This window comes from Aliivibrio sp. S4MY1 (genome assembly GCF_028765545.1).
Taxonomy (GTDB): domain Bacteria; phylum Pseudomonadota; class Gammaproteobacteria; order Enterobacterales; family Vibrionaceae; genus Aliivibrio.
This window is the reverse complement of the sequence record NZ_JARACP010000029.1, coordinates 1-22,180: the sequence shown is the minus strand read 5'-3', so window position 1 is coordinate 22,180 and position 22,180 is coordinate 1. Positions and strand designations below refer to the sequence as shown.

Annotated in this window: 25 protein-coding genes and 1 pseudogene; 10 read left to right on the top strand and 16 right to left on the bottom strand. The window is 38.7% G+C overall.

The features are described from left to right. Nucleotides 1-86 precede the first annotated feature (86 nt). Both PVK71_RS19495 and PVK71_RS19490 read right to left on the bottom strand, forming a co-directional pair. Nucleotides 87-638 (bottom strand): sugar O-acetyltransferase, encoded by a 552-nt coding sequence (locus PVK71_RS19495; RefSeq protein WP_274420985.1) that lies wholly within the window; start codon nucleotides 636-638, stop codon nucleotides 87-89. A gap of 109 nt (nucleotides 639-747) precedes the next feature. After that, on the bottom strand, nucleotides 748-2,118 hold the full coding sequence (locus PVK71_RS19490; protein WP_274420984.1) for an MATE family efflux transporter: 1,371 nt from the start codon (nucleotides 2,116-2,118) through the stop codon (nucleotides 748-750). Between the two features lie 205 nt (nucleotides 2,119-2,323). On the opposite strand from PVK71_RS19490, the gene PVK71_RS19485 reads away from it, so the two are divergent. Then, the gene (locus tag PVK71_RS19485; RefSeq protein ID WP_274420982.1) at nucleotides 2,324-2,767 is read left to right on the top strand and encodes a dCMP deaminase family protein; all 444 of its coding nucleotides are present in this window, start codon (nucleotides 2,324-2,326) and stop codon (nucleotides 2,765-2,767) included. A 68-nt stretch (nucleotides 2,768-2,835) separates the two neighbouring features. Here PVK71_RS19485 and PVK71_RS19480 read toward each other — a convergent pair whose 3' ends face one another. Next, entirely contained in the window at nucleotides 2,836-3,417 is a 582-nt protein-coding gene (locus tag PVK71_RS19480; protein ID WP_274420980.1) for an acyl-homoserine-lactone synthase, read from the bottom strand. Nucleotides 3,418-3,652: 235 nt separating this feature from the next. Here PVK71_RS19480 and PVK71_RS19475 point away from each other — a divergent pair, with 235 nt between their 5' ends. Continuing rightward, nucleotides 3,653-4,396: a helix-turn-helix transcriptional regulator gene (locus tag PVK71_RS19475; RefSeq protein ID WP_274420978.1), complete on the top strand. Its 744-nt coding sequence runs from the start codon at nucleotides 3,653-3,655 to the stop codon at nucleotides 4,394-4,396. Nucleotides 4,397-4,446: 50 nt separating this feature from the next. Here PVK71_RS19475 and PVK71_RS19470 read toward each other — a convergent pair whose 3' ends face one another. Together PVK71_RS19470 and PVK71_RS19465 are read right to left on the bottom strand one after the other, a co-directional pair. After that, complete coding sequence (locus tag PVK71_RS19470; RefSeq protein WP_443111739.1) at nucleotides 4,447-5,256, bottom strand: mechanosensitive ion channel family protein; 810 nt, start codon at nucleotides 5,254-5,256, stop codon at nucleotides 4,447-4,449. A gap of 178 nt (nucleotides 5,257-5,434) precedes the next feature. Next, on the bottom strand, nucleotides 5,435-5,629 hold the full coding sequence (locus PVK71_RS19465; RefSeq protein ID WP_274420975.1) for a hypothetical protein: 195 nt from the start codon (nucleotides 5,627-5,629) through the stop codon (nucleotides 5,435-5,437). Nucleotides 5,630-5,945: 316 nt separating this feature from the next. Between PVK71_RS19465 and PVK71_RS19460 the strand changes: the two genes are divergently transcribed. From PVK71_RS19460 to PVK71_RS19450, 3 genes are read left to right on the top strand one after another with little or no spacing between them, the layout of a single operon-like run. After that, a complete protein-coding gene (locus PVK71_RS19460) occupies nucleotides 5,946-6,683 on the top strand; it encodes a nucleoside recognition domain-containing protein (RefSeq protein WP_130043571.1) in 738 nt (245 codons plus the stop codon). Next, complete coding sequence (locus PVK71_RS19455) at nucleotides 6,683-7,150, top strand: YjiG family protein (protein ID WP_130043570.1); 468 nt, start codon at nucleotides 6,683-6,685, stop codon at nucleotides 7,148-7,150. Before PVK71_RS19460 ends, PVK71_RS19455 begins: the two co-directional genes overlap by 1 nt. Before the next feature lie 9 nt (nucleotides 7,151-7,159). Continuing rightward, nucleotides 7,160-8,284 carry a M20 family metallopeptidase gene (locus PVK71_RS19450; RefSeq protein WP_274420972.1) on the top strand — a complete coding sequence of 375 codons (1,125 nt, stop codon included), beginning with the start codon at nucleotides 7,160-7,162 and terminating at the stop codon, nucleotides 8,282-8,284. A gap of 72 nt (nucleotides 8,285-8,356) precedes the next feature. Here the strand turns inward: PVK71_RS19450 and PVK71_RS19445 are convergent, their stop codons facing one another. Both PVK71_RS19445 and PVK71_RS19440 read right to left on the bottom strand, forming a co-directional pair. After that, nucleotides 8,357-9,157 carry an AraC family transcriptional regulator gene (locus PVK71_RS19445; protein WP_274420970.1) on the bottom strand — a complete coding sequence of 267 codons (801 nt, stop codon included), beginning with the start codon at nucleotides 9,155-9,157 and terminating at the stop codon, nucleotides 8,357-8,359. Between the two features lie 33 nt (nucleotides 9,158-9,190). Then, the gene (locus PVK71_RS19440) at nucleotides 9,191-9,709 is read right to left on the bottom strand and encodes a YbhB/YbcL family Raf kinase inhibitor-like protein (RefSeq protein WP_130043561.1); all 519 of its coding nucleotides are present in this window, start codon (nucleotides 9,707-9,709) and stop codon (nucleotides 9,191-9,193) included. 355 nt (nucleotides 9,710-10,064) lie between these two features. On the opposite strand from PVK71_RS19440, the gene PVK71_RS19435 reads away from it, so the two are divergent. From PVK71_RS19435 to PVK71_RS19425, 3 genes are read left to right on the top strand one after another with little or no spacing between them, the layout of a single operon-like run. Then, entirely contained in the window at nucleotides 10,065-10,454 is a 390-nt protein-coding gene (locus tag PVK71_RS19435) for a nitrous oxide-stimulated promoter family protein (RefSeq protein ID WP_274420968.1), read from the top strand. Beyond that, complete coding sequence (locus PVK71_RS19430; RefSeq protein WP_274420967.1) at nucleotides 10,451-11,332, top strand: LysR family transcriptional regulator; 882 nt, start codon at nucleotides 10,451-10,453, stop codon at nucleotides 11,330-11,332. The genes PVK71_RS19435 and PVK71_RS19430 overlap by 4 nt, the downstream gene beginning before the upstream one ends. 11 nt (nucleotides 11,333-11,343) lie before the next feature. Then, nucleotides 11,344-12,177, top strand: coding sequence for an SGNH/GDSL hydrolase family protein (locus tag PVK71_RS19425; protein WP_443111738.1), 834 nt, complete (start codon nucleotides 11,344-11,346; stop codon nucleotides 12,175-12,177). A 92-nt stretch (nucleotides 12,178-12,269) separates the two neighbouring features. Here the strand turns inward: PVK71_RS19425 and PVK71_RS19420 are convergent, their stop codons facing one another. After that, nucleotides 12,270-12,929: an HAD family hydrolase gene (locus PVK71_RS19420; RefSeq protein WP_274420965.1), complete on the bottom strand. Its 660-nt coding sequence runs from the start codon at nucleotides 12,927-12,929 to the stop codon at nucleotides 12,270-12,272. Between the two features lie 174 nt (nucleotides 12,930-13,103). Further along, a complete protein-coding gene (locus PVK71_RS19415; RefSeq protein WP_274420964.1) occupies nucleotides 13,104-13,718 on the bottom strand; it encodes a LysE family translocator in 615 nt (204 codons plus the stop codon). Between the two features lie 77 nt (nucleotides 13,719-13,795). Between PVK71_RS19415 and PVK71_RS19410 the strand changes: the two genes are divergently transcribed. Beyond that, entirely contained in the window at nucleotides 13,796-14,320 is a 525-nt protein-coding gene (locus PVK71_RS19410; RefSeq protein WP_274420963.1) for an outer membrane beta-barrel protein, read from the top strand. A gap of 73 nt (nucleotides 14,321-14,393) precedes the next feature. Here PVK71_RS19410 and fruA read toward each other — a convergent pair whose 3' ends face one another. The 3 genes from fruA to fruB are packed head-to-tail and all read right to left on the bottom strand — an operon-like array spanning nucleotide 14,394 to nucleotide 18,286. Continuing rightward, nucleotides 14,394-16,136: a PTS fructose transporter subunit IIBC gene (fruA, locus tag PVK71_RS19405; RefSeq protein ID WP_274420962.1), complete on the bottom strand. Its 1,743-nt coding sequence runs from the start codon at nucleotides 16,134-16,136 to the stop codon at nucleotides 14,394-14,396. A 29-nt stretch (nucleotides 16,137-16,165) separates the two neighbouring features. Beyond that, nucleotides 16,166-17,146, bottom strand: coding sequence for a 1-phosphofructokinase (gene pfkB / locus PVK71_RS19400; RefSeq protein WP_274420961.1), 981 nt, complete (start codon nucleotides 17,144-17,146; stop codon nucleotides 16,166-16,168). A 3-nt stretch (nucleotides 17,147-17,149) separates the two neighbouring features. Continuing rightward, the gene (gene fruB, locus PVK71_RS19395; RefSeq protein ID WP_274420960.1) at nucleotides 17,150-18,286 is read right to left on the bottom strand and encodes a fused PTS fructose transporter subunit IIA/HPr protein; all 1,137 of its coding nucleotides are present in this window, start codon (nucleotides 18,284-18,286) and stop codon (nucleotides 17,150-17,152) included. A 294-nt stretch (nucleotides 18,287-18,580) separates the two neighbouring features. Between fruB and cra the strand changes: the two genes are divergently transcribed. Then, nucleotides 18,581-19,558 (top strand): catabolite repressor/activator, encoded by a 978-nt coding sequence (gene cra, locus PVK71_RS19390; RefSeq protein WP_274420958.1) that lies wholly within the window; start codon nucleotides 18,581-18,583, stop codon nucleotides 19,556-19,558. A gap of 61 nt (nucleotides 19,559-19,619) precedes the next feature. Here cra and PVK71_RS19385 read toward each other — a convergent pair whose 3' ends face one another. From PVK71_RS19385 to PVK71_RS19370, 4 genes and pseudogenes are all read right to left on the bottom strand, one after another. After that, the gene (locus tag PVK71_RS19385; protein WP_274420956.1) at nucleotides 19,620-20,012 is read right to left on the bottom strand and encodes a hypothetical protein; all 393 of its coding nucleotides are present in this window, start codon (nucleotides 20,010-20,012) and stop codon (nucleotides 19,620-19,622) included. Beyond that, complete coding sequence (locus PVK71_RS19380) at nucleotides 20,013-21,170, bottom strand: hypothetical protein (RefSeq protein WP_274420955.1); 1,158 nt, start codon at nucleotides 21,168-21,170, stop codon at nucleotides 20,013-20,015. Next, complete coding sequence (locus tag PVK71_RS19375) at nucleotides 21,170-21,715, bottom strand: hypothetical protein (protein ID WP_274420953.1); 546 nt, start codon at nucleotides 21,713-21,715, stop codon at nucleotides 21,170-21,172. The genes PVK71_RS19380 and PVK71_RS19375 overlap by 1 nt, the downstream gene beginning before the upstream one ends. Nucleotides 21,716-21,784: 69 nt before the next feature. Then, a pseudogene (locus tag PVK71_RS19370) lies at nucleotides 21,785-22,180 on the bottom strand (hypothetical protein); the annotation flags it as partial.

Below are 22,180 nucleotides of genomic sequence, written 5' to 3'. Positions count from 1 at the left end.
TTTTTAAACAAGAATCTTAATATATATACATAGAAACAATATGAAATAATTCATAACCAATGGTTAATTACTTTATATATTAACCGCTATTTTTGATTTAATTTTTTAATAAATTTAGCAGGAGAACCACCATATAAGCAATCTGGTGGTACATCATGATTAACCACTGAGTTGGCAGCAATCACAGAACGAGCACCAATAGTAACACCTTGATTAATCACTACACTACCACCGATCCATACATCATCTTCAATGACAATCGGTTTACAGAATGTTTCCCAACGGCGGCGGCTTTTGTAGTCTAATGAATGGGAAGCCGTATAAAACTGAGCATTTGGACCAATTAATACATGATTACCAATCGTAATTTCAGCACCATCTAGCATGGTCACGTTCATATTAATGAATGTTTCGTTACCGATAGAGATGGTTTTTCCAAATTCACAAAAGAAAGGCGCTTGAATAAAACTGTTTCCAAATGCGTTAAATACATTAGGCAAAATGGCTAGCTTTTCTTCTGTTTCAACACTTTGATTAAATTTTTGAAGATATTGTTGCGTTTGGTTACGAATGGCATCAACCTCTGGATCGCCACCATTAAATATCTGACCACTTTTCATCTTTTCAAATTCTGTCATCACCATCTCCCTAAAAACAAAAATCAAATAGACCAATTAAAGTCTATTCGACTGAATTTATAAAAAAAGAGTAAACCTTCGTCTAAAAAACTTCCTATTTTAGCGAGTTTTAATGACTCATTACTGATGCCGATGCAATCGGTAATGGTTTAATCAATTTCTGAGCTTTCAAATGCTTCCAAACCATTGGCGTAATACAAATAATCAAGGCGATATTTGAGAGCGGCATAGCTAGCCAAACGCCATCAATTCCAAACCATTTTGGCAAGAGTAGTAAAAACGGTAATTGAATAATAATGTTACTCATTGAGATCACCATCGCTTTTTTACCTTCATTCACTGATAAGAAATAGATAGTCACCAACACTATGATGCCATCCAAAAACATTGCAAACAGGTGATAGCGGATACCAACAATCGTTTCAGCAATTAATGATTGATCACCGTTAGTAAATAGTGCCGTTGTAAGCTCTGGTGAAATATTTAAAATTGTCACCCAAGCTACCCCTGTAATGGTTACCCATTTAAGCGCCAGTTTAAAGATTTGATACACCTTCTTATTTTCTTTTGCTCCGAAATAGTAGCTAATTGGCGGTTGAGCGCCTTCCGCAATCCCCTGCGCAAGAAGATAATACAACATGAATAGATAACCAACTATAGCATAAGCCCCCACTGTCGTTGCTGAGCCATAATGCATCATTAACGCATTGTGCATGGCAACAACAAAGCTACCGTATAAATACATGACTAATGCTGATGAGCCCAGCGCCAACGACTGTTTTGCTTTATTAACAGAAAATACAATTCCTTTAAGTGAAATCTGAATGCTCGAACGCTTAGTAAAGAAATAGCCAATACCAAAGACGGTGACAAATGACTGAGCGATTAATGTCGCCAGTGCTGCACCAGAAAGCCCCAGCCCCATAATACCAATAAATACATAATCTAAGGCAATATTAACTAACGCACCGATCACTAATAAGAACGTAGCCACATTTGGCGATTCATCATTTCTGACCAACATAGGTAATGCTGTTGCACAGGCAGTAAAAAAACCACCAAACATTAAAACATTGATGTAATCCATTGCATAAGCAAAATTCTGGCCTTCAGCCCCTTGCGCAGACAAAATATCTTTAGCAAATAAAACAATAAAGAAGATAGCTATCGCACTTAGAATGGCTAATAACCAACCCCCCGTAGTAAGTGCTACTTTTGTTTTTTCTAACTTATTTTCACCACGATAAATAGACATAACGCTACCGGTACCCATACCAATCATCACGCCTATTGCACCTAACACACAAATCGCTGGCCACGCCATATTTATGCCCGCAAGGCCTTCAAAACCAATATAGTGACCGACAAAAATTCCATCGATAATTTGATACAGTCCACTCACCACCATTGCTGCAATAGAAGGGATAGCGTAACGCCAAAAAGTACGAGTGATGGATGAATCTGCATGAAATGTTGTCATATTTTACCTCAGTAACAACAAAGAATTTCGCGAGTATATGGCAGAAATAATGATTGAAAAAGTTAGTATCCATCCGATTTTAGGATAGTTAACCAGTTATTATTGCAGATTGCAGCTTTACGCTTATTGACACCTAAAAACTATGTTATAAGCTTATGAAATAGATAAAATTATTCTTTTGAGTATAGAGACAAAGGGCAATATCATGGTTTCTAAATGGGCAAAACGATTTTTCCAAATGGCAGAATTAGTCGGTTCTTGGAGTAAAGACCCATCAACACAAGTTGGTGCTGTAATCACCAAGCATAACCGCATTGTTTCTGTTGGTTTTAATGGTTATCCACATGGCGTATCAGATAGTGCTGATACGGATGAGCGCGAACTGAAATATTTAAAAACCTTACATGCCGAAGAAAATGCGATTTTATTTGCTAAACGTGATTTAGAAGACTGCGATATATGGGTGACTCATTTCCCTTGTCCTAACTGTGCAGCAAAAATCATTCAAACGGGTATTTCAAAAGTATATTGCCCAGAACAAACCGAAGATTTTTTATCTCGTTGGGGTGAAAAGATTCAAATTAGCCAAGATATGTTTGCACAAGCGGGAGTCGAGGTGACTTGGTTACCGTTAGATGCATTAAAATAAAAAAGCCGGATAAGCGTATAACTTATCCGGCTTTTTTTGTACAGCCAACTTACGTTATTATTATATTTTTAATTTAATACTGCCTTTTTAAATTGTTCATTAATAGGCATTGATAAAACAACTGACTTTGTTTCTCCTAGCAAATGTACTTCTTCATCACCAATACGGTGACAAGGGACTTTAATTCTCTTTAAAAAGCGCTCTATCGCCGTAGAAGTTACTGTTACATACTCGGTAATACCATGCTTTACGGCATGTATGTAGATAGCTTCAAAAAGCTTCATCGTTATTTCACTTGCAGATTCATTCATTTTAGAGCTGTGCTTTCCAACCGCAAAACGACTTAACTCTACAATATTAGGATCATTTGGAGCGACTTGTTCACCAAGCAATTCAGGAAATACTGTTTTTAACATGTAATCTCCTGTTGTCGGTAATAAGCGCCAACATCCGTTTACTTTTTCAGTATCATCGCAAGCATATATATACGCAGCTTCTGAGTTATCAAACTGATCGGATTCAAGATCATTCTCTGAAAGTAAATCCCACTGTAATCGTTGTTTAAATACTTGATAACGTAAACTCAGTATTCCCACGTACTCATGGCTAGGAATTGTAGTAAACTCGGATTTTTTTATCATTATTGTCATCCTGACCCTCCATCCTTAAACTTTGTGCAACTATAGCAAGCAAGTTTCATTCTTAAAACCTGTACAATCTTACAGGAAAATAGATTAACTATAAGACTACAGATCACAACGAATGTGTGAGCATAAACAAATTTGTCGTGAAATCTTCTCTCGTATTATTTTATTTAATGCTATATAAGACCCTAATACTTAATAGGTACTGAGCGATACCGTATCGTCGAAAAAGGAAGGGAAATTGAATACAATAAACCTAAATGTAACGCTAGAGCTAATCAACAACATCCGGCAATCTCAAACAAATAAAAATATAAGCTCGTGTTTGGAAGAGCTAACTCGAACACTAAATTGTGAGTATTACTTGTTCGCCATTATTAATCCCAAAAGTATGCTCAAATCCGATATTAAAATTCTAGATAATTACCCATTATATTGGCGAAATTATTATGATGAAGCGAACCTTATTAAAGATGATCCTATCGTTGATTACAGCGCTTCTCATCACTCTCCTATTAATTGGAGTATTTTTGAAAAAAAAACAAAAATTGATAGTAAAGTTAATGTCATTGAAGAGGCTAAAGTCTCTGGTTTGTGCTCTGGATTCAGCTTCCCTATTCATACTAAGAATGGAGGATTTGGTATGATAAGCTTTGCTAACTCTGAAAAAGACAAACACATAGACAAACTTTTTTTTAATGCTTGTATGAACGTTCCTTTAATACTTCCAGAACTACTTGATAGTAACCAGCGAATAACTGAAGAGACCCAGAAAATAAACGCCAGCCTAACAAAGCGAGAGAAAGAATGTTTAATTTGGAGTTGCGAGGGGAAAAGTACATGGGAAATTTCAAAAATCTTAGGCTGTTCAGAGCGAACGGTCACCTTTCACCTAGCAAACTCTCAAGTAAAGCTAGGTGCAAATAACCGTTGCCAAAGTATCTCAAAAGCTATTTTAACAAGAGCAATGAGTCCTTTATATTAAAGCTTAAACATACATGGTAAATAAAAATCGAAATAGAAAAGGCTGTATTTTTAACTTTTATTTTCTTCTTTTTTAGGAAATATATCATGATACATTTCCATAAAATCTTGTCGGATAAGCTGTTCTAAATGCGATGCTTTTTCGGTTGGACAAAAAACCATGTAATGCACCTTTTGATCACCCATTGAAGTTGTTGTGATATGAATATGAGGATCTGCCCCTGGTAAATCTACGCCGGCGTGTTTTTCTATCACACCATTGTATCGCTTGGCCACTTCGATAAAATCTTCACAATGAACATCAATTTTTTGTAATAATTCAGGGATCATTGGATACAAGTTATCAAACTCTCTCACACAGATAGAAAAGTTATGATAGACATAGCGCTTCATGAAATTGAGGTTTTTAACTGGGTAAGTAAAGAACATACTGTTAGGAAGAGTGGCAGTTTTTCCGGTGTAATCGTATTGACCATGATGTAGGTCGATTTCTTGAATAACAGTTGCCATCATATTGTGTTCAATGACCTCACCACACAATGTACCAACTTCTATCCAATCACCAATTCGAAATGAACGCGAACTCGCACGTTGAATTGAGCCAGTAAAGCAAAGAATAATCTCTTTAGAGGCTACAACTAGCGCAACAGCAATCGCCGTAACTGACAAAGCAAATTCATTAATCTCTGATTGCCAAAGAATAAATAGAATAATAACGATGAAGGTGAATGAACCATTCTTTGTTCGAGAGATCCATTTGCGCTGATCTTCGGTTAAAAAAGGAATATCCCCTCTAATCCGTTTGACCGCATAATGACGTAATAAAAAGATAAAGCTAATAATCAACACACTAAAAATCATTTTATGCGTTAATAAAAAATCTATGACTAATAACAGTCTATCCACGTTTACCTCTTCTATTTACCGCTGCTTTCTTAAATCAACGGTAAATATCCCATAGGTAAGCGAGAATTTCATCTCTATCACTCCATTTCCTCGAACTTGATTCACTTTATCTTAACCAATTCATCTTAATTGACTAATAATTCGTCACATCAGAATATTCACCTTCAATGATTCTTGATTTTTTGCCTTCCGAACAATCCATTTTCTTGCTTTGTGTTTTTGACATAATAAAGCCAACAATACTCAATCCAACAGCAAAAAACAGGCTTGAAACAAGAACAAAAAATCCAACAAACAAAGCAACTATCGTTACAAATAACTGTTTCATATTTTTACTCTCTCTATAAATGAAGTCTCACTCTATCAGCTCATTTCTGAATAGAAGATGAACAAGACTATCTTGATGAAAAAGATTTAATAAACAACCCTCTATCAAAAATAACAAAATGTTAATTTAAACAACAAATCAACAGAAAACTCTACAATTTCAGATAGATCACAAAATAATAATCTTCATATACAGAATATTACTTTTAGAAATAGTTATTGATACGTATCAAGTCCTATAAGCCAGATTAACGCACAATACCACGAAATAGTTAACCACTTACAATTTCTAATCTTAACTTTAAAACGAGGTAATTATGACTCAATCGACTGACAAAGATTCTAAAGTCGGTATTGGCAGCTACGTGGCTCTCGCCTTCGCTGTTGTATTTTTTTCTGGCTTAATGCAATCTAATGAATGGTACGGCGTACTCGACTTCACTACACTAAATGGTTCTTTTGGTAGTGTCGCTTATTCTGTTACTGAAACAGTAGATGGCGTTCAAGCGGCAACAACTTCTTTCCGTGGTAAAGGCGGTAGCGGTGCTCGTGACGGTTTCATCTTTGCATTAACTCTTATCCCTACTGTTATGTTTGCATTAGGTATGATCAACGTTCTTGAGCATTACGGCGCACTTAATGCTGCTCGTAAACTGCTTACACCTCTTCTACGTCCTTTAATGGGTATTCCTGGTAACTCTGGTTTAGCTTTAATTGCATCATTACAAAGTACCGATGCTGGTGCGGCGATGACTCGTCAATTAAAAGACGAAAAACATTTAACTAAGCGTGAAACCGACATCTTTACTATGTTCCAATTCACTGCTGGTGCAGCAATTGTAAACTTCTTCTCATCTGGTGCAGTACTATTTACATTAACGAATCCTGATGGTTCTTTAGCGGTTCCTTCTTCTATCGGCCTAGCTGTTGTTGTTATGTTTGCCTTCAAATTTGTTGGCGCAAACTTATTCCGTATTTACCTAAATATTACTGAAGGTAAAGAAGGCCAAGACGATGACAAACAAGACAAGAAAATGACTGAGGAGACAGCATAATGAGCGACGTTAAAGCAAAAAAACCAATGGTGACAGACATCTTCGTTGAAGGCGCTAAAAAAGGCTGGGTTATTGCCACTACTTCAACCGTTCCTAACGTACTAATGGCGTTTGTAATTATCAAAGCACTTCAAATTACAGGTGCACTTGATTTAATGGGCTCTATCTTTTCTCCTATCATGGCTATCTTTGGCCTTCCTGGTGAAGCTGCAGCAGTATTAATTGGTGCTTGGATGTCAATGGGCGGCGCAGTTGGTGTGGTTATCACTCTATTTGACCAAGGTATTCTAAACGGTACTCACATTGCGATTCTTGCTCCTGCGATTTACCTAATGGGTTCGCAAGTGCAATACATGGGCCGTATCATGGGTCCTATCGGCACTGAAGGTCGTTACCTTCCTGTTATGATTGCAATCTCGGTATTAAATGCATTCGGTGCAATGTTTGTTATGAACATGATTCTATAAGGATTCAAGATGAATTTTTCTCTAAACGATTACTTAGAAGAGCTACGCCCACTTATTGATGTGGATTGCGGTACTTACACGCTTGATGGTATCGAATTTATTGCAAGCAAAATGGCAGCTAAATATGAAGCCATGAACGGCTGGTCTGTTAAACGTGTAGATTGTGGAAAAGCGGGCGTTGGTCTTGAAGTTCGCAATAAGCCTGACGCTGATCATATCGATGTAATGATGATTGGCCACATGGATACGGTTTTCCCTGTAGGTACAGCGGCAGAACGCCCAATGTCTTTAGATGCTGAAAAAGCCTATGGCCCGGGCGTATCTGATATGAAATCTGGTCTATTAAACGTAGTTTATGCACTGCGTAATCTAGACCAAGCGGTATTAGATAAACTGTCTATCTGTGTATGTATGAACCCAGATGAAGAGACAGGATCGTTAGATTCGGTTGATTGGATCCAAGAAACAGCTAAAAAAGCGAAAAATGTATTAGTTGCAGAAGCGGCTCGCGCTAATGGTGGTTTAGTTAAAGCACGTAAAGGCATGGCTAATTACAAAGTAACCTTCAGTGGTAAAGCCGCTCACGCAGGTAATGAACCAGAAAATGGCCGCAGTGCAATCACTGAAATGGCAAACTGGATCTTAGCCGCTAATGCAATGACGAACTTTGAGTCAGGCACGACATTGAACGTAGGTGTTGTTGCTGGTGGAGCTGGCGCTAACATCGTTCCTGATTCAGCAACCGCTGTGATTGATGTTCGTTTCTGGGATAACGCAGAATACGACCAAGTTGATACTGCATTAAATGGTATGACTCAAACGCCGTTTGTTGATGGTGTTTCTATTAAAGTAGAACGTGAAGCATACAAACCATCAATGGTGCCATCAGTACAAACTGAAGCATTAATGGCGATGGTTGAAGAATCAGCACAAGAGCTTGAAATCAGCATTAACTGGCAAGAAGTGGGCGGCGGCTCTGATGCTAACAACACGGCAATCTTAGGTGTTCCAACGTTAGATGGTTTAGGCCCTATCGGTGCTGGTTTCCACAGTGCTGATGAGTATTTGTTACTTGAGTCAATTGAACCGCGCATTAAGTTATTAATGAGTGTGTTAACGAAGTTGGCTAAGTAGTCCTTCTACTTATTCGTGATTCAAAATAAAACCAGCGAGCCTAAGTGCTCGCTGTTTTTTTGTTTATTATATTCAATACACCACCGTCTTCATATATTGCTTAGGCGTCATACCAAACTGCTGATGAAAACGCTGGCTGAATCGACTTTCCGATTGATAACCACACTGCAATGCTAAATCTAACTGGCTTTGTTTCTTTTCTTGCATTAATCCTAATGCGTGAGTCATTCGAACATTCGATAACACGCTTCTAAAATTGGTGCCGTCTCGCTGTAATCGACGGATCAGCGTTGCGCGACTCATCGAGAAATCATCGCATACGGTTTCTAATTGATACGCTTCTGCTGGATCTTTAGCAAAATACGCACTCAGTTCATTTTGAAAAGAAGCGAACGTTGGTGAAAATAAAACATGCAGCACACCCAATTCTGCTAATTGCTGATATAAAGCCAACAAGTGAAATTGCTGTGTTTTAAAGCTTAATTTTTGGGTATTCATATCGGTTAAGAATGTGAATCCATAAGCTAGTAATGGGGACACCGTGATCGCATGAGTATGTAAGCGAGTGCTTTCATTTTGTTGACTCTCTTCTAACATCTCTTTAGGCGGAGTTAGAAAAAAACAGATCTGAACAGAATAAAAGTTATCTGTAGAAGATTTATTAATAAAATTTAGGCCTTGGTTGGCTGACGTAAGCAACCAAGAGTGTGAATCGATATCAAATTGTTCAGACTCTTGAAATACGGTTTTTACGCCAGATTTAACCCAAATAATACTAGGGGCATAAATATGAACATTGCGTAAATGTTGATCACTCTGACCAGAGTAAGTTTGCACTCTAAATACCGGTTCACTCAACATTACTTTATCCATTTTATCCCCCTATTTTACCAATTTAAATTCATATTAGCGCACGTATGTCGCGGTTAATACGGCTTTGTCTAATGCCATGCTATTTAGAGTATAACCAACTACCGCAGGTGAAATATCGGCAGGTAAATCGATTTTCTCTTGTGGTAATGCCCACACTGTATATTGATATCTGTGCATGCCATCACCAGCAGGAGGACAAGCGCCACCATAGCTCATAGTGCCAAAGTCATTTTTCGTTTGTAATGTATTTTTCATTGCTGAACCTTGTTCAACACTACTTACACTTGCAGGAATATTAAGCGCTAACCAGTGCCACCAACCACTACCTGTAGGTGCATCTGGATCAAACACAGTAATAGCAAAACTTTTTGTTCCTTCTGGCGCATCTTTCCAGCTTAGTTGTGGAGAGATGTTGTCACCAGTACAACCCATGCCTGAAAAGGTAAATTTGCTATTCATCAGTTGACCTTCATGGATATCAGTACTTGATACTTCAAAAGCTTGGCTAGAGAATGATGCAAGAGTCAGTAATACTAATAATGCTTTGTTCATAATAATTTCCTTTACTGTTTATAGAGTGTCTAAGTAAGTACAGGTCCATTATTAATGATTTACCAACCACTAAATTACCATAAAGTATCAAATGTAAGTTAATATTAATTAATTTTGATACTTTATGTTTGCTTGAGGGTTGTAATTTACTTACCCCCCTTTTTTTATAGAGCCAAAGAAAAAGCCACTTAGCACGAAACTAAATGGCTTTTGGCGCATACACTTAGGAGCAATATGCTTTGGGGGATAAGTAAATACTAAGCCATAATCCGTTAATGAAAAAGTGAACACTTCACCCAATTTCATTTCCCCTTTATACTGGTTCTATTACAATGTTTTAAAGCGTGGACAATAGATGAAAAGCAGTCATATTCTACTTGGTAAACTCAACACTGAGTTCAAAACTGTCTCTGCAATGATTGAGATTTATTGTAAGAAAAATCATCACTCCAAAGCACTGTGTAAAGAGTGCCAGCAACTGATGGATTATGCTGAAGTTCGTTTAGATCGTTGCCCTTACGGCGAAAACAAACCCACCTGCAATACTTGTCCTATTCATTGTTATAAGCCTGAACCTAAAGAGCAAATGCGTTTAGTGATGCGCTTTTCTGGGCCACTAATGCTATTAAAGCACCCCATTTTAGCTATCCGCCATTTGCTGTCTGAGAAAAAAAACATCAATCCTAAGCCTTCACCAAATTGCTCTAACCGTCATATACGTTTACAAAAAGGTGAGAAAAAATGAATTGGACTTTAGATCAACTCAACGCTTTTGTGACCTCAGTAAAATGCGGTTCATTTTCTGCTGCGGCACGCAAAATGGGGAAGGCGCAATCACGAATTAGTACCGCAATTGCCAACCTAGAAGCCGATCTTGGATTTGATCTCTTCGATAGAAGTGCCCGCTTACCTGTTTTAACTCAAGATGGCGAAGACATGTTTATTGAGGCACAGGCAATTCTTGAACAGTGTGAACGATTACAAGCCCGAGCTGATACCGTCGCCACTGGTGAAGAAATTGCATTAACCGTTGCTCTCGATGAAGCCGTTCCTATTGATGTATTCGAAGATTTCTTTCAAAAGTTATCTCTAAAATTTCCATTATTAAAACTGACGATCATTAATGGCTCTCAAGCGGATATTGCTGAATGGGTCGATGATAAAAAAGCAGATCTTGGTTTTCTATTTCGTGTAAATACCTTATCTGATTCTTTGGAATATCTGTCCCTTGGTTTTTTTAATCAAGCGCTTATCGTTTCACCGCAACACCCATTAGCTAAAATTGAAAAACCAACACTGGTTCAATTAAATCAACACCGTCAATTGGTTATTCGAGATCGCGTCGGTCACTCACATGAAAAAGCTATCTCAGCCAATCATTGGTATATAGACAGCTATTACTACATTACGGCCTTAGTGATCCGCAATGTTGGATGGGCGTTGGTTCCTGAGCATGTTTTAGAATCAGACTGGTATCGTGACCAAACGACTCGACTGTCGGCTTTTCATATCCCTGATGCATTGCAGATTGAGATCGGGGTTGTAAAGCGTCGTGACAGTGGCATGGGAAATGTCATGGAATGGATGCTTGATGAGATTGAACATATGTTTGAAAAATTATAGAAGATGAATGAATAATGAAAACTCAATTAAAGACTTATCTACTTAACAATGAATCTATCGATTTATATGATCTTTTTCACCAGTTTCAATCTATCTCAGTGTATGCGTTAATCAACGAGCTGCACGCTTTAAAAGACGAGTTACAGCTCTCTATCAAACTGAGCTCTCTTGTTTCTCAAATTGATGGGTTATTACCAAAACTGAATACCATCGAGGATCCAGCACAACAAATTGAGTTTCTTTGCAAAGAAATCGATATCGCTCAACGAGGACATAGCATGAGCCGTTATATTCATTTAGTAGACTCTCACCAAACTTTCACGCCAACCGTTGATGTTGTGTTATTTGGTGATTCAATTACTGAATGGGGCCCATGGCAAGATGTATTTACTCAAATACCCCATGTAAATAGAGGCATCGCAGGAGACACTACGTTTGGAATGCTACGTCGAATAGAAACAACATTAGCCGTTAAGCCTAAACTCATTTCAATCATGGCAGGTATTAACGATTTATCTCAAGGGTTTTCTGTTGATACTGTTTTTGATAATTACGCAGCAATGCTTACTTATTGGCAAAATAATAACTGTCCTATATTGGTTCAAAGCACTTTGTATTGTGGCAATAGACTCGCTCATTTAAACCCAACAGTTACGGAGTTAAACTCTCGTTTAGAGTCTTATTGTCAGCAGCATAATATTGATTATTTGAATGTTAATAAGATCCTGAGTCCTAATGGCTTCTTATCGAATGACTTTACCTGCGATGATCTGCATTTAAACGCTAATGCTTACTCTGCTTGGATTAAAATACTTCAACCTAAAGTAGAAGATCTATTGTCTTAACCCTGACCATATCTACTGGTACACGTTAAACAAAAAAGGCGGACACAATACAGTGATCCGCCTTTCTTTTACTTCTACATGATTTAAACAAACTATACTTTACGATTTTTTAAATCAACTAGCACATCGATCATCGAAGGCAATATTTGATGACCAAGTTTAATCACCTCTGCACTTGGTTCTACTAGATCTGGAATTTGATAAGTGATCATATTTGCTGCTACTGCGGCATGTGTTCCGTTATTTGAATCTTCAAACGCAAGGCAAGCATCAGCAGCAATACCTAAACGTTCTGCCGCTAAGAAGTAGATCTCTGGGTGTGGTTTACCGTGCTCAACTTCACAACCTGTTGCTAGCACATCAAAGTAACCATCAAGACCTGCTAATTCCAATTTTTTAATCGCAATATCATGTTGTGTTGATGTAGCAACCGCCATTGGGGTTTTATGCGCTTTTAGCCACTCTAGTAACTCAATCACCCCTTCTTTTACTGGGATTGCTTGGTGCTTAACTACTGCCGTGTAACGCACTCGCCACTCTTGGTTTAATGCTGGGTAGTCAACATTTGGGCCATAACCCTCACGGAAAAGCTGTTCAATTCGTTTAGCATTACAACCAATAATAGAAAGGTACAGCTCTTCAATAAATGGCACATTTTGAGCTTCGCACGCCTCTTTAAAGATCCCCATACATACACGTTCTGTGTCTAATAGCAGTCCATCCATATCGAAAATTGCAGCTTGAAACGTCATGAGAAACCTTATGTATTAATAACAAAAATAGAATGTCTTTACGTATAAAATCACAATGCTATACGCTTGAAAGAGATCATACTAAGCCAAAACTATAGGATAAAAAAGTGAACTCTTCTTTTAAGCCCACTTCCTCTTTTAAATTACACAAAATAAGCGTTTAGATGAGTTAATTTACGCAGAAAATACCACTCGAACAGCAAGAAGAATAAGCACGACACCAGATAGGCGATCAATCCATTTGGCTTGAGCTCTTAGTTTATCCACAATCTTAGGCGCTGATAATAAACAACTAATAATCGTGTACCACAACCCATCAACAATAATAGGTGTAATAACAATAATTGCTTTGTCTAACGGCCCATTACCAACCGCAACAAACTGACTAAACAGAGCTAAAAAGAACAGGGCAATTTTAGGATTTAGAAGAGAGATAAGTAACCCTTCTTTTGCTGACTCAATAATCGTAACTGGTTGTCCCGATTCAAGCCTTGCAGCAATTCCACCCGTAGAGCGCAGAGCGCCTAGACTTAAATAAACCAAATAAGCAGCACCTAAATAGCTAATGCCTTTGAATAGCATTGGTGATTGCTGCAGCACTACCGCTAAGCCAATAACGGTAATAAAAGCGTAGCAGCCTATACCGATTGAATGCGCCCAAGCGGCTGCTATACCATTAATTCGCTTACCGGATAAAGTATGTTTCGCTACCGTAGCTAAGCTTGGTCCTGGAGACATTGCTCCCAGCAATGAAACCAAAAATAATGAAAACCAAATAGTTAATGTCATTTCGTCTTTAATTCCTCTTTACAACATTGTCTCATTCACAATAAAATCGCACATTCGGTTAAATAGACGAGTTTATAATGAAAAGGTTACTACCACTTTTGTTGCTAGGGGCAACTGCATCAGCGCAAGCAACAGACACTTTACACCAAATCTATATTCAGCCAAGTCTTGCAAACCTAAAAATTGACGGTTCCCATGGTAGCGCTTTAATGACTCAAGTGGGCTATAACTATCATTTCGCACCAATGCTTGCGATGGATCTGAGTTACTACATGACAGGATCAATCAATAATATCGCAATCAATGATGATAAAGCATCAGCTACAGGCGCCACTATTGCCGCTAAAATGTATTTCCCTATGTCTTATTACGGTTCTTTTTATGGGAAGTTTGGTTTAAACCACACCAATGTTGAATATCAATATAAAGAAGGTAATCAAACATTAAAGCAAGAGGCGGTATCAACTAAGCCCTATCTTGCGGTAGGCACCATAATGAGACTGTTCCCTTCCACAACCTTCAATATTGAATATCAATACATGCCGCTGGCTTCTGATGATTACATTTCCTCTATTGGCGCTGGTGTGAACTTTATGTTCTAGCTTTAAAAAAACATAAAAAATGGGCGCTTCCAATCACCTTGGAAGCGCCCATTTTATTTATATAGTGTGTAAATTATGCAGCTACTGCTTCTTTCGCATCCGCTTTATTTTTCAAGAAAGCGTAAGTGAAACCAGTTACCGCAGTACCAGCGGCAATTGCGACTAAGTACATGAACACTGGCGTAATCGCGTTTGGAATAAGAAGTACGAACAAACCACCGTGTGGAGCAAGTAGTTGAGCACCAAATAGCATAGATAGGCCACCCGTTAATGCACCACCCGCCATACAGCTTGGGATTACACGCATTGGATCTTTCGCTGCAAATGGAATCGCACCTTCAGAGATAAAGCATAAGCCAAGCACAAATGATGCTTTACCTGCTTCACGCTCACCGGCTTCAAACTTATTCTTAGCAAGGAATGTCGCTAGACCCATACCTAGTGCAGGCACCATACCTGCCGCCATGATAGCCGCCATTGGACCGTACGTTTGCGAAGCCAGAAGACCAACACCAAATGTATATGCTGCTTTGTTTACTGGACCACCTAAGTCGAAACACATCATACAACCAAGAATCACACCCAGTAGTACTGCGTTAGTTGAACCCATGTTGTTTAGGAATTCTGTTAACGCTGACATGATGCCAGATACAGGACCACCAACAACATAAATCATCACAAGACCAGTGAACAAACTCGCCACAAATGGAATGATTAGAATTGGTTTAAGAGCTTCCATTGACTGAGGAAGAGACACTTTATCGGCGATGAATTTTGCAGAGTAACCCGCAATGAAACCCGCCGCGATACCGCCAAGGAAACCCGCACCTGTTGAGCTAGCCAACATACCACCGATTAGACCCGGAGCCAGACCCGGACGATCAGCAATTGAGAACGCAATGAAACCAGCAAGAACAGGGATCATCAACGCAAATGCTGCGCCACCACCAATGTCCATTAATGTTGCTGCGATCGTACCTGGCTCTTTAAACGCTTCGATACCAAAGACAAATGACAGTGCAATTAGCAAACCACCAGCGATAACAACAGGAAGCATGTGTGATACCCCTGTCATAAGGTGTTTGTACATGCCTTTTTTCTCTTCTGTTTGAGAAGATTGTGCTTTACCTGATGATTGGAAAACAGTCGCATCAGAGAAGGCTTTATTCATCTCTTGTTCTGTTTTCTTCAGCGCTAAACCTGTGCTTGTTTTGTACAGACGTTTACCATTAAAGCGATCAAGTGCAACTTCAATGTCAGCAGCAATGATAACTAAATCAGCTTCTGCAATTTCTTGGTCTGTTAATTGGTTTTTAGCACCAACAGAGCCACGAGTTTCTACTTTAATAATGTGGCCTTGACGTTTACCTTCTTCTTCTAGCGCTTCAGCTGCCATGAAAGTATGCGCAACACCCGTTGGACATGCCGTAATCGCTACAATTTTCTTAGGTCCTGTCGCGTCAGTCGATGCCACTGCCTCTGAAACCGTCACTTCAGAAGCGGTTAGTTCTTTTGCATTATTTACTGCATTTTCTAGCCAAATTTGCGAGTTAATTGCACATTCAGAAATTGAACCTTGGTGTACTTTTTTACCAACAAAGCGAGACGTATCAACCACCGAATTTGCGGCAATAACAATTACATCCGCCGTATCAATGACTTCTTGAGTTAATATCTCGACGGGTAACACGCTTGATTGACATTCAATCGTCGCTTTCCAATTTAGTTTGGTTACTGCTTGTTCTAATAAACCTGCTGCAATGATGCTGTTTGCTACACCACTTGGGCATGCAGTAACGATAGCTATATTTTTCATAATCTGTCCTTAAACTAAGTCTAAACGCATTACTGCACGTTTGTAGAAATAGGGTTGTGTAGGGTTACTTGTTTTTGTAATTCTTTTACGTCTTCGACATTTGGTACACCAACGCCAACCTGCGATACAGCTAAAGCAGATAAAGCGGTAGCAAAAGATAAGATTTGTGAACGATCCCAATCTTGCTGCATATGACCCCAACAAAGGCCAGCAACTAAGGTATCACCAGCACCAACCGTGCTTACTACGTTCATTTTAGGTGGTTGAGAATACATCCATTCAGCTTGCTCTTGGTCGTTTTTAGCAAGCCACATTACGCCTTTTGAGCCTAATGACACCACGATATTTTCAATGCCTTTTTGTGCAAGATCTTGAGCCGCTTGCTGACACGCTTCTGGCGTTTCTAAATCACGACCTACAAATTCAGATAGCTCTTCATCGTTTGGTTTAATTAACCAAGGGTGAGCCTCTAAACCTGCTGCTAACGCAGCACGGCTACTATCAAATAGGACTTTCTTGCCCATTTGATGAAGTTTTTCAATCCACTCAGCGCACTGCTCAGGAGAAATACCTTTTGGCAGACTGCCGGCTAATACGAAAAATTCATGTGTTTTAGCTAATTCAAACAGACGAACTTCAAACTCGGCTATAGCTTGTTGTGATACTTCAACCCCTGGGAAGTTGATATCACTCACTCGACCATCTTGCTCTACCAATTTCACATTAATGCGAGTCGCACCATCGACACGAATGAACTCATCATTGGCATTCATTTCTTCAAACAGTTGGCTGAATAGCTCTTCATTATCACGGCCTAAAAAACCGGTAACGGTCACCTCAGCACCTAAGTCAGACAGTACTTTAGCAACGTTTACGCCTTTACCGGCCGCATGAAGTGAGCCTTTACTAACTAAACTCACAGAGCCAACTGATAACGCATCTAAACTGCCTGTTAAATCTAAAGCAGGGTTTAGTGTGATAGTAACTACTTTGCTTTTTAAAATACTCATCAATTAACCCTCACCTAAACCAGAAGCAATCGCAGCACCAATACCTACCAACGCTTCTTTTGCATCTGAGCCATCTGCAGTAAATTGCAGTTCATGGCCGTGTTTAACACCCAATGCAATCACTTTCATCAAGCTCTTCGCATTAACTGATTTTCCATCACCATTTACATTTAACACAGTGATTTTTGATTCGTATTTCTTCGCTTCTGCTACTAACATCGCTCCTGGACGAGCGTGTAAACCATGTGCATTTTTAATCTTAAAAATTGCTGTATTATCTGCATCAACACTTACTGTTGTTTCTTCAGTAGACGTAGAGAACATCGCTAGTAACTGCTCTGAAGTTGCAGATAAAATAGAGTCTTGTTGCTGCTCTGAAACCACTTTTGTAATCGTCGTTAAAAACGATTTATGAGAGGCATTACAAGAGGCGATTGCAATCAAACCTTTTACAGGTAACCCATTAAACTCACAGCCATTCGCGGTTGTTACGATAGACATACCAGAGCGCTTAACGCCTTTGTCAGTACTTACCAACCATAAACCTTTACCTAAATGCGTAGGCTCTTTAGTCACTAACTCTGCAACAAATTGGTTTTCAGCATTGCCGCTGTTTTTTAGTAAGCCACCAGCAACCGCACTCATTTGGATCATATCACTTGCTGGGAATAGCAATTGAATCAATGATGCATCGAAATCAGCTTCAAACTGAACTTCACCATTTAATAATGCAATGATGTCAGCTTCGGTTTTGGCTTGTTTTAGCTTCTCTTCTACACCATCGGCAGAAAGTACTTTAGTTAGTTGCTTAAGGATTCCTAAGTGCTCATCTGATTTAGCCGCAATACCAATCGCCACATAAACCACATTACCATCCCCCCAGTTAACACCTTGTGGGAAATGATGAACAGCCACGCCTGTGTTATTGACTAAATCACGGGTGTCTGTTGTACCGTGAGGGATAGCAATACCATTACCTAAAAACGTTGAGTTCTGTTGCTCACGATTTAGCATTCCGTCTACGTACTTCTCTGCAACTAAGCCTTTTTCTGTTAGTTGTTTTGCAATCGCTTTAATTGCCGTTGTCTTATCCGTTGCTGCTTGTTGCAACGTAATGTCATTCTTTGTCAATGTCAGCATGGGTCTTAGCCTCTCGCTTGTTTATCTGTAATTTGTGTTCTGTTGAATCACCGTTTAAGCGTTGCTCAAGTAAAGCTTAATCGATTCAGCAAAACAGTTAAAAAAAGTTCAGCAAATGCTTTCTACTTATGAATACGCTTCATAAAAAGTAAAAACAACGTAAATATCACGTTTTTCAAATTTGCTGAATCCTTTCAGCTTTTATACTGAAACGATTCAGCATATAATTCAACTCATAAAATGATTGGATCTAAATTTATATGATCCGACCCACAGAATTTAAGGATCTTACCCATGACATTAGATGAAATAGCCAAACTTGCTGGCGTCTCTAAAACCACTGCAAGCTATGTCATCAATGGTAAAGCACAGAAATATCGCATCAGCGAAAAGACACAATTAAAAGTCATGGCTGTGGTTGATGAACACAATTACCGCCCTGATCATGCCGCTTCTGCATTACGTGCAGGCAGTAGTCGTTCGTTTGGATTAATCATTCCTGATCTTGAAAACACCAGCTACGCTAAATTAGCTAAATTATTAGAGTACAACTCTCGTAAAGCGGGTTATCAGATTTTAATTGGATGCTCTGATGATGATCCTGAAACTGAAAAGAACGTCGCTCATGCTTTAATCAGTCGTCGAATAGACGCCTTGTTTGTTGCAAGCTGTTTGCCTGATGGCAGTGACTACTATTTAACGATTCAAGAGAAAGGAACACCCATTATTGCAATTGACCGCTCGTTAGATGATGAACATTTTGGTTGTGTGATCAGTGAAGATTTTGACGCGGCTTATGAGCTAACCAAATCAGTAGTTAATGAAAACGTAAAATCAATCGGCCTAATTGGTGCATTACCAGAGCTGAATATTTCTCGTGAACGCCAGTTAGGGTTTGAAGCAAAGGCCAAAGAGAAAGATTTAGCAAGCATCACGGGGTATGGCGAACACTTTAATCGTGAATCAGGCAAAGCGGTTTTTGAGCAATGGATAAAAGAGGACGCCATTCCAGATGCGATTATCACCACCTCTTATATTTTGCTTGAAGGGATTTTAGATGTACTCATTGAAAAGCCTGAATTAATGACCAAAATAAAACTAGGTACCTTTGGTGATAACCGTCTATTGGATTTTTTACCTATCAAAGTAAACTCTCTACCACAGCAATTCGAACTGATTGCTGATAGTGCCTTAGCATTAGGGTTGAATGCTTCAGCAAAGCGTTATCAAGCAGGCATTGAGTTAATTCCTAGGAAGATTGTTATTCGCTAGTAATGAACTGGCTGTTATGGCAGCCAATTTTAGTTTGTTTAGTATGATATACAATACTTAGTTAAATAATATCGAAAGTTTTAGCCATTAATAGACAAAAAATAAAAAGAATATAACTCCATACACCTAAAGCATTGACCCACATAAAAAGCTTAAATTTTATAGAATCAGTTGTTACACGCTTACGAATGAATGGGTACTTAATCCAATAATCAAAGCATCGACTACCTATTTCCCAAGACATTTGATATTGAGGCAGCATATGCCCATTTTTGTCATAATATTTATCAAGGTCTTTTGCTAATTGCTTATCAATAAAAATAATATGTTTAAAACTTCCCAGTGAAACAGTTGCACTCATAATCACACCAGGAACAGACCAAGCTATAGCATATCCAGCAAAAATAGAGCCAGGAACCATAATCAATAATTCCCACCATACTGCATCCGACATTTATTCCACCATCCATTCATAAAAATCGTACATTCCATCACCAACCGCTTTACCTGTCGTCGAGCCAACAATACCACCAGCACCTCCACCAACAATCGCACCACCAATAGCAGCAAGAGCAAGTACAGGGGCGGAAGCAGTAACACCAACAACAAACAATACAGTACCTACTGCTAGTCCTACACCGACAGTCCCTCCTTTAATACCACCATACCATCCACCAACAAACCCAGTGACTTCACGAGTCGTTGTCTTACCACAATCACCAGAACTATCAACCTTACACGCCTGATAAATATTATCCATTGCACTATTCGCACCAATTAATAAACCGACATACCCCAACCCTCTAGAGGCTGAAATGCCTATCGCTATATTTCCGATACGCTTACCTAACTCTTTCACATATCCAGTTTTTAATATTTCATCAGCATTATGAATAACTGACTTAGTCGATAACTTCAAATTACGTTTAATTTGATTATATATTGGCAATTGAACACTACGTTTAGAAAGCACAGCAAAAGAACCATCAAGCTTTTTAAATAGCTCTGCTCGCTCAGCAACAAATGACCCATAATTCACACCACCAGTTCTACTTGCCATCGCAACTTGTGAGGCATACAAATCATTTATCTCAAATAAAACGCCATTAATATTTTTAAGGTTTTGTTCAACCAAGGCTGAAGTTGCCCCAACCCCTGTAGCCACTTGAGCATAATAATCCGTTGGTAAACCATCTGATTTAATACGCTCCCATAGTTGATGAGAGAATAAGTCAAAGTGACGATGAAGAGTAGCAACCTCTTCATCCAGTAGCTTCCCTAGCTCTAAACTGGCAATTTTTGCTTCCTCTAGAAGCTCATTAAACCAACTCTTTTCAGCTTCTGTTTTTGGTTCCACTGTCGGGAGTATTACAATTTCACCCTGACGAACAGGCTCATTTAAGTGAGTATTATACTTTTTAATAAGGGCTTTATGTTTATCCAATGTTTCTTCTGTATATAGACTAGAGAATAACTCTTCTTGCGTTTGAGTTTTATCACACTGCATCCAACCTAACTCAAAAACCTCTGTCTGACATACAGGTGTACCCTCTCCACTTACCGCACAATCATGACCATTTCCGTATTTTTCATCAGGTAAAGTAATCTTCATTATATTAGCTCCTGACTTTTCACTTGTTGATGAATTCCTTTTATCCGCTCAATTAATGAGGTGTCACTTTGATCTAACTTTATGCTCATCCATTGAGGCTCTTTTTCTAAGCAACCAGCGTCAATTCTCATGCGTAAATACCCTTCGTATTCTTGTGCCATTGTTGGATTGTATTTATCCGCATCCAAAAGAATATCCATCGCTTGATGTGGCGGTGGTAAAATCGGTTGATATTGATGAGATATATCTCCTAATAACTGATATTTTCGAATCTCATCCATTAAAGCAAGCTGTGTATTATCAATTACGATTGAACTCATCTCTTCCACTTGAGTACTAGGTACAATGTTTTGAAATACAAACCAAGAGTCATATTGATGCCATTGAATAGATAGCACACCATTAAACATTTGCTCAAGCTGCTCAGGTTTTAATGCCAACAGCACACTTGGTAATACTCTTGGATCAAAAAATCGTAATGTCGCTTTATTTCCCGATTCTTTAATAATGGTATAACTGTCTTTATTAAGTAACTGCGCCCACACCTAATATTACAAGGAAAAGTACAGCTAATATGAGTTTTACGGGAAGTTTCATTTCAATAGTCTTAATGATTAAATTCCAGTCTCAGGATCCATCGGCTCTGCTCGATAATCTTTCCCTGCAATAATATCGTAACGAATAACAGTAGAGTCATTAAACAAGTCAAAGACCATTCCTATCGAATGTCGATTTTGCTTTAATTTATTATCAATATACAAATCACAAGATATATCTCCAGACCAACGTTCAATTTCAGCCCATTTATGAATACTTGCATTACAATTTCGAGACTCTAAATGAGCTGTCAATGGCAACGTATCATTCGTTACTTCAGTTCGACGAGAAAGCCGAAAGCCAGCAAAAACCTCATCAAACGCATTGTTTACTTTAAAGTTTATTGAATATAGTGTCATGCCACAATTCGAATTATAACTTTTATAAGGTATCCGTAATTCATAGCTGTTTTC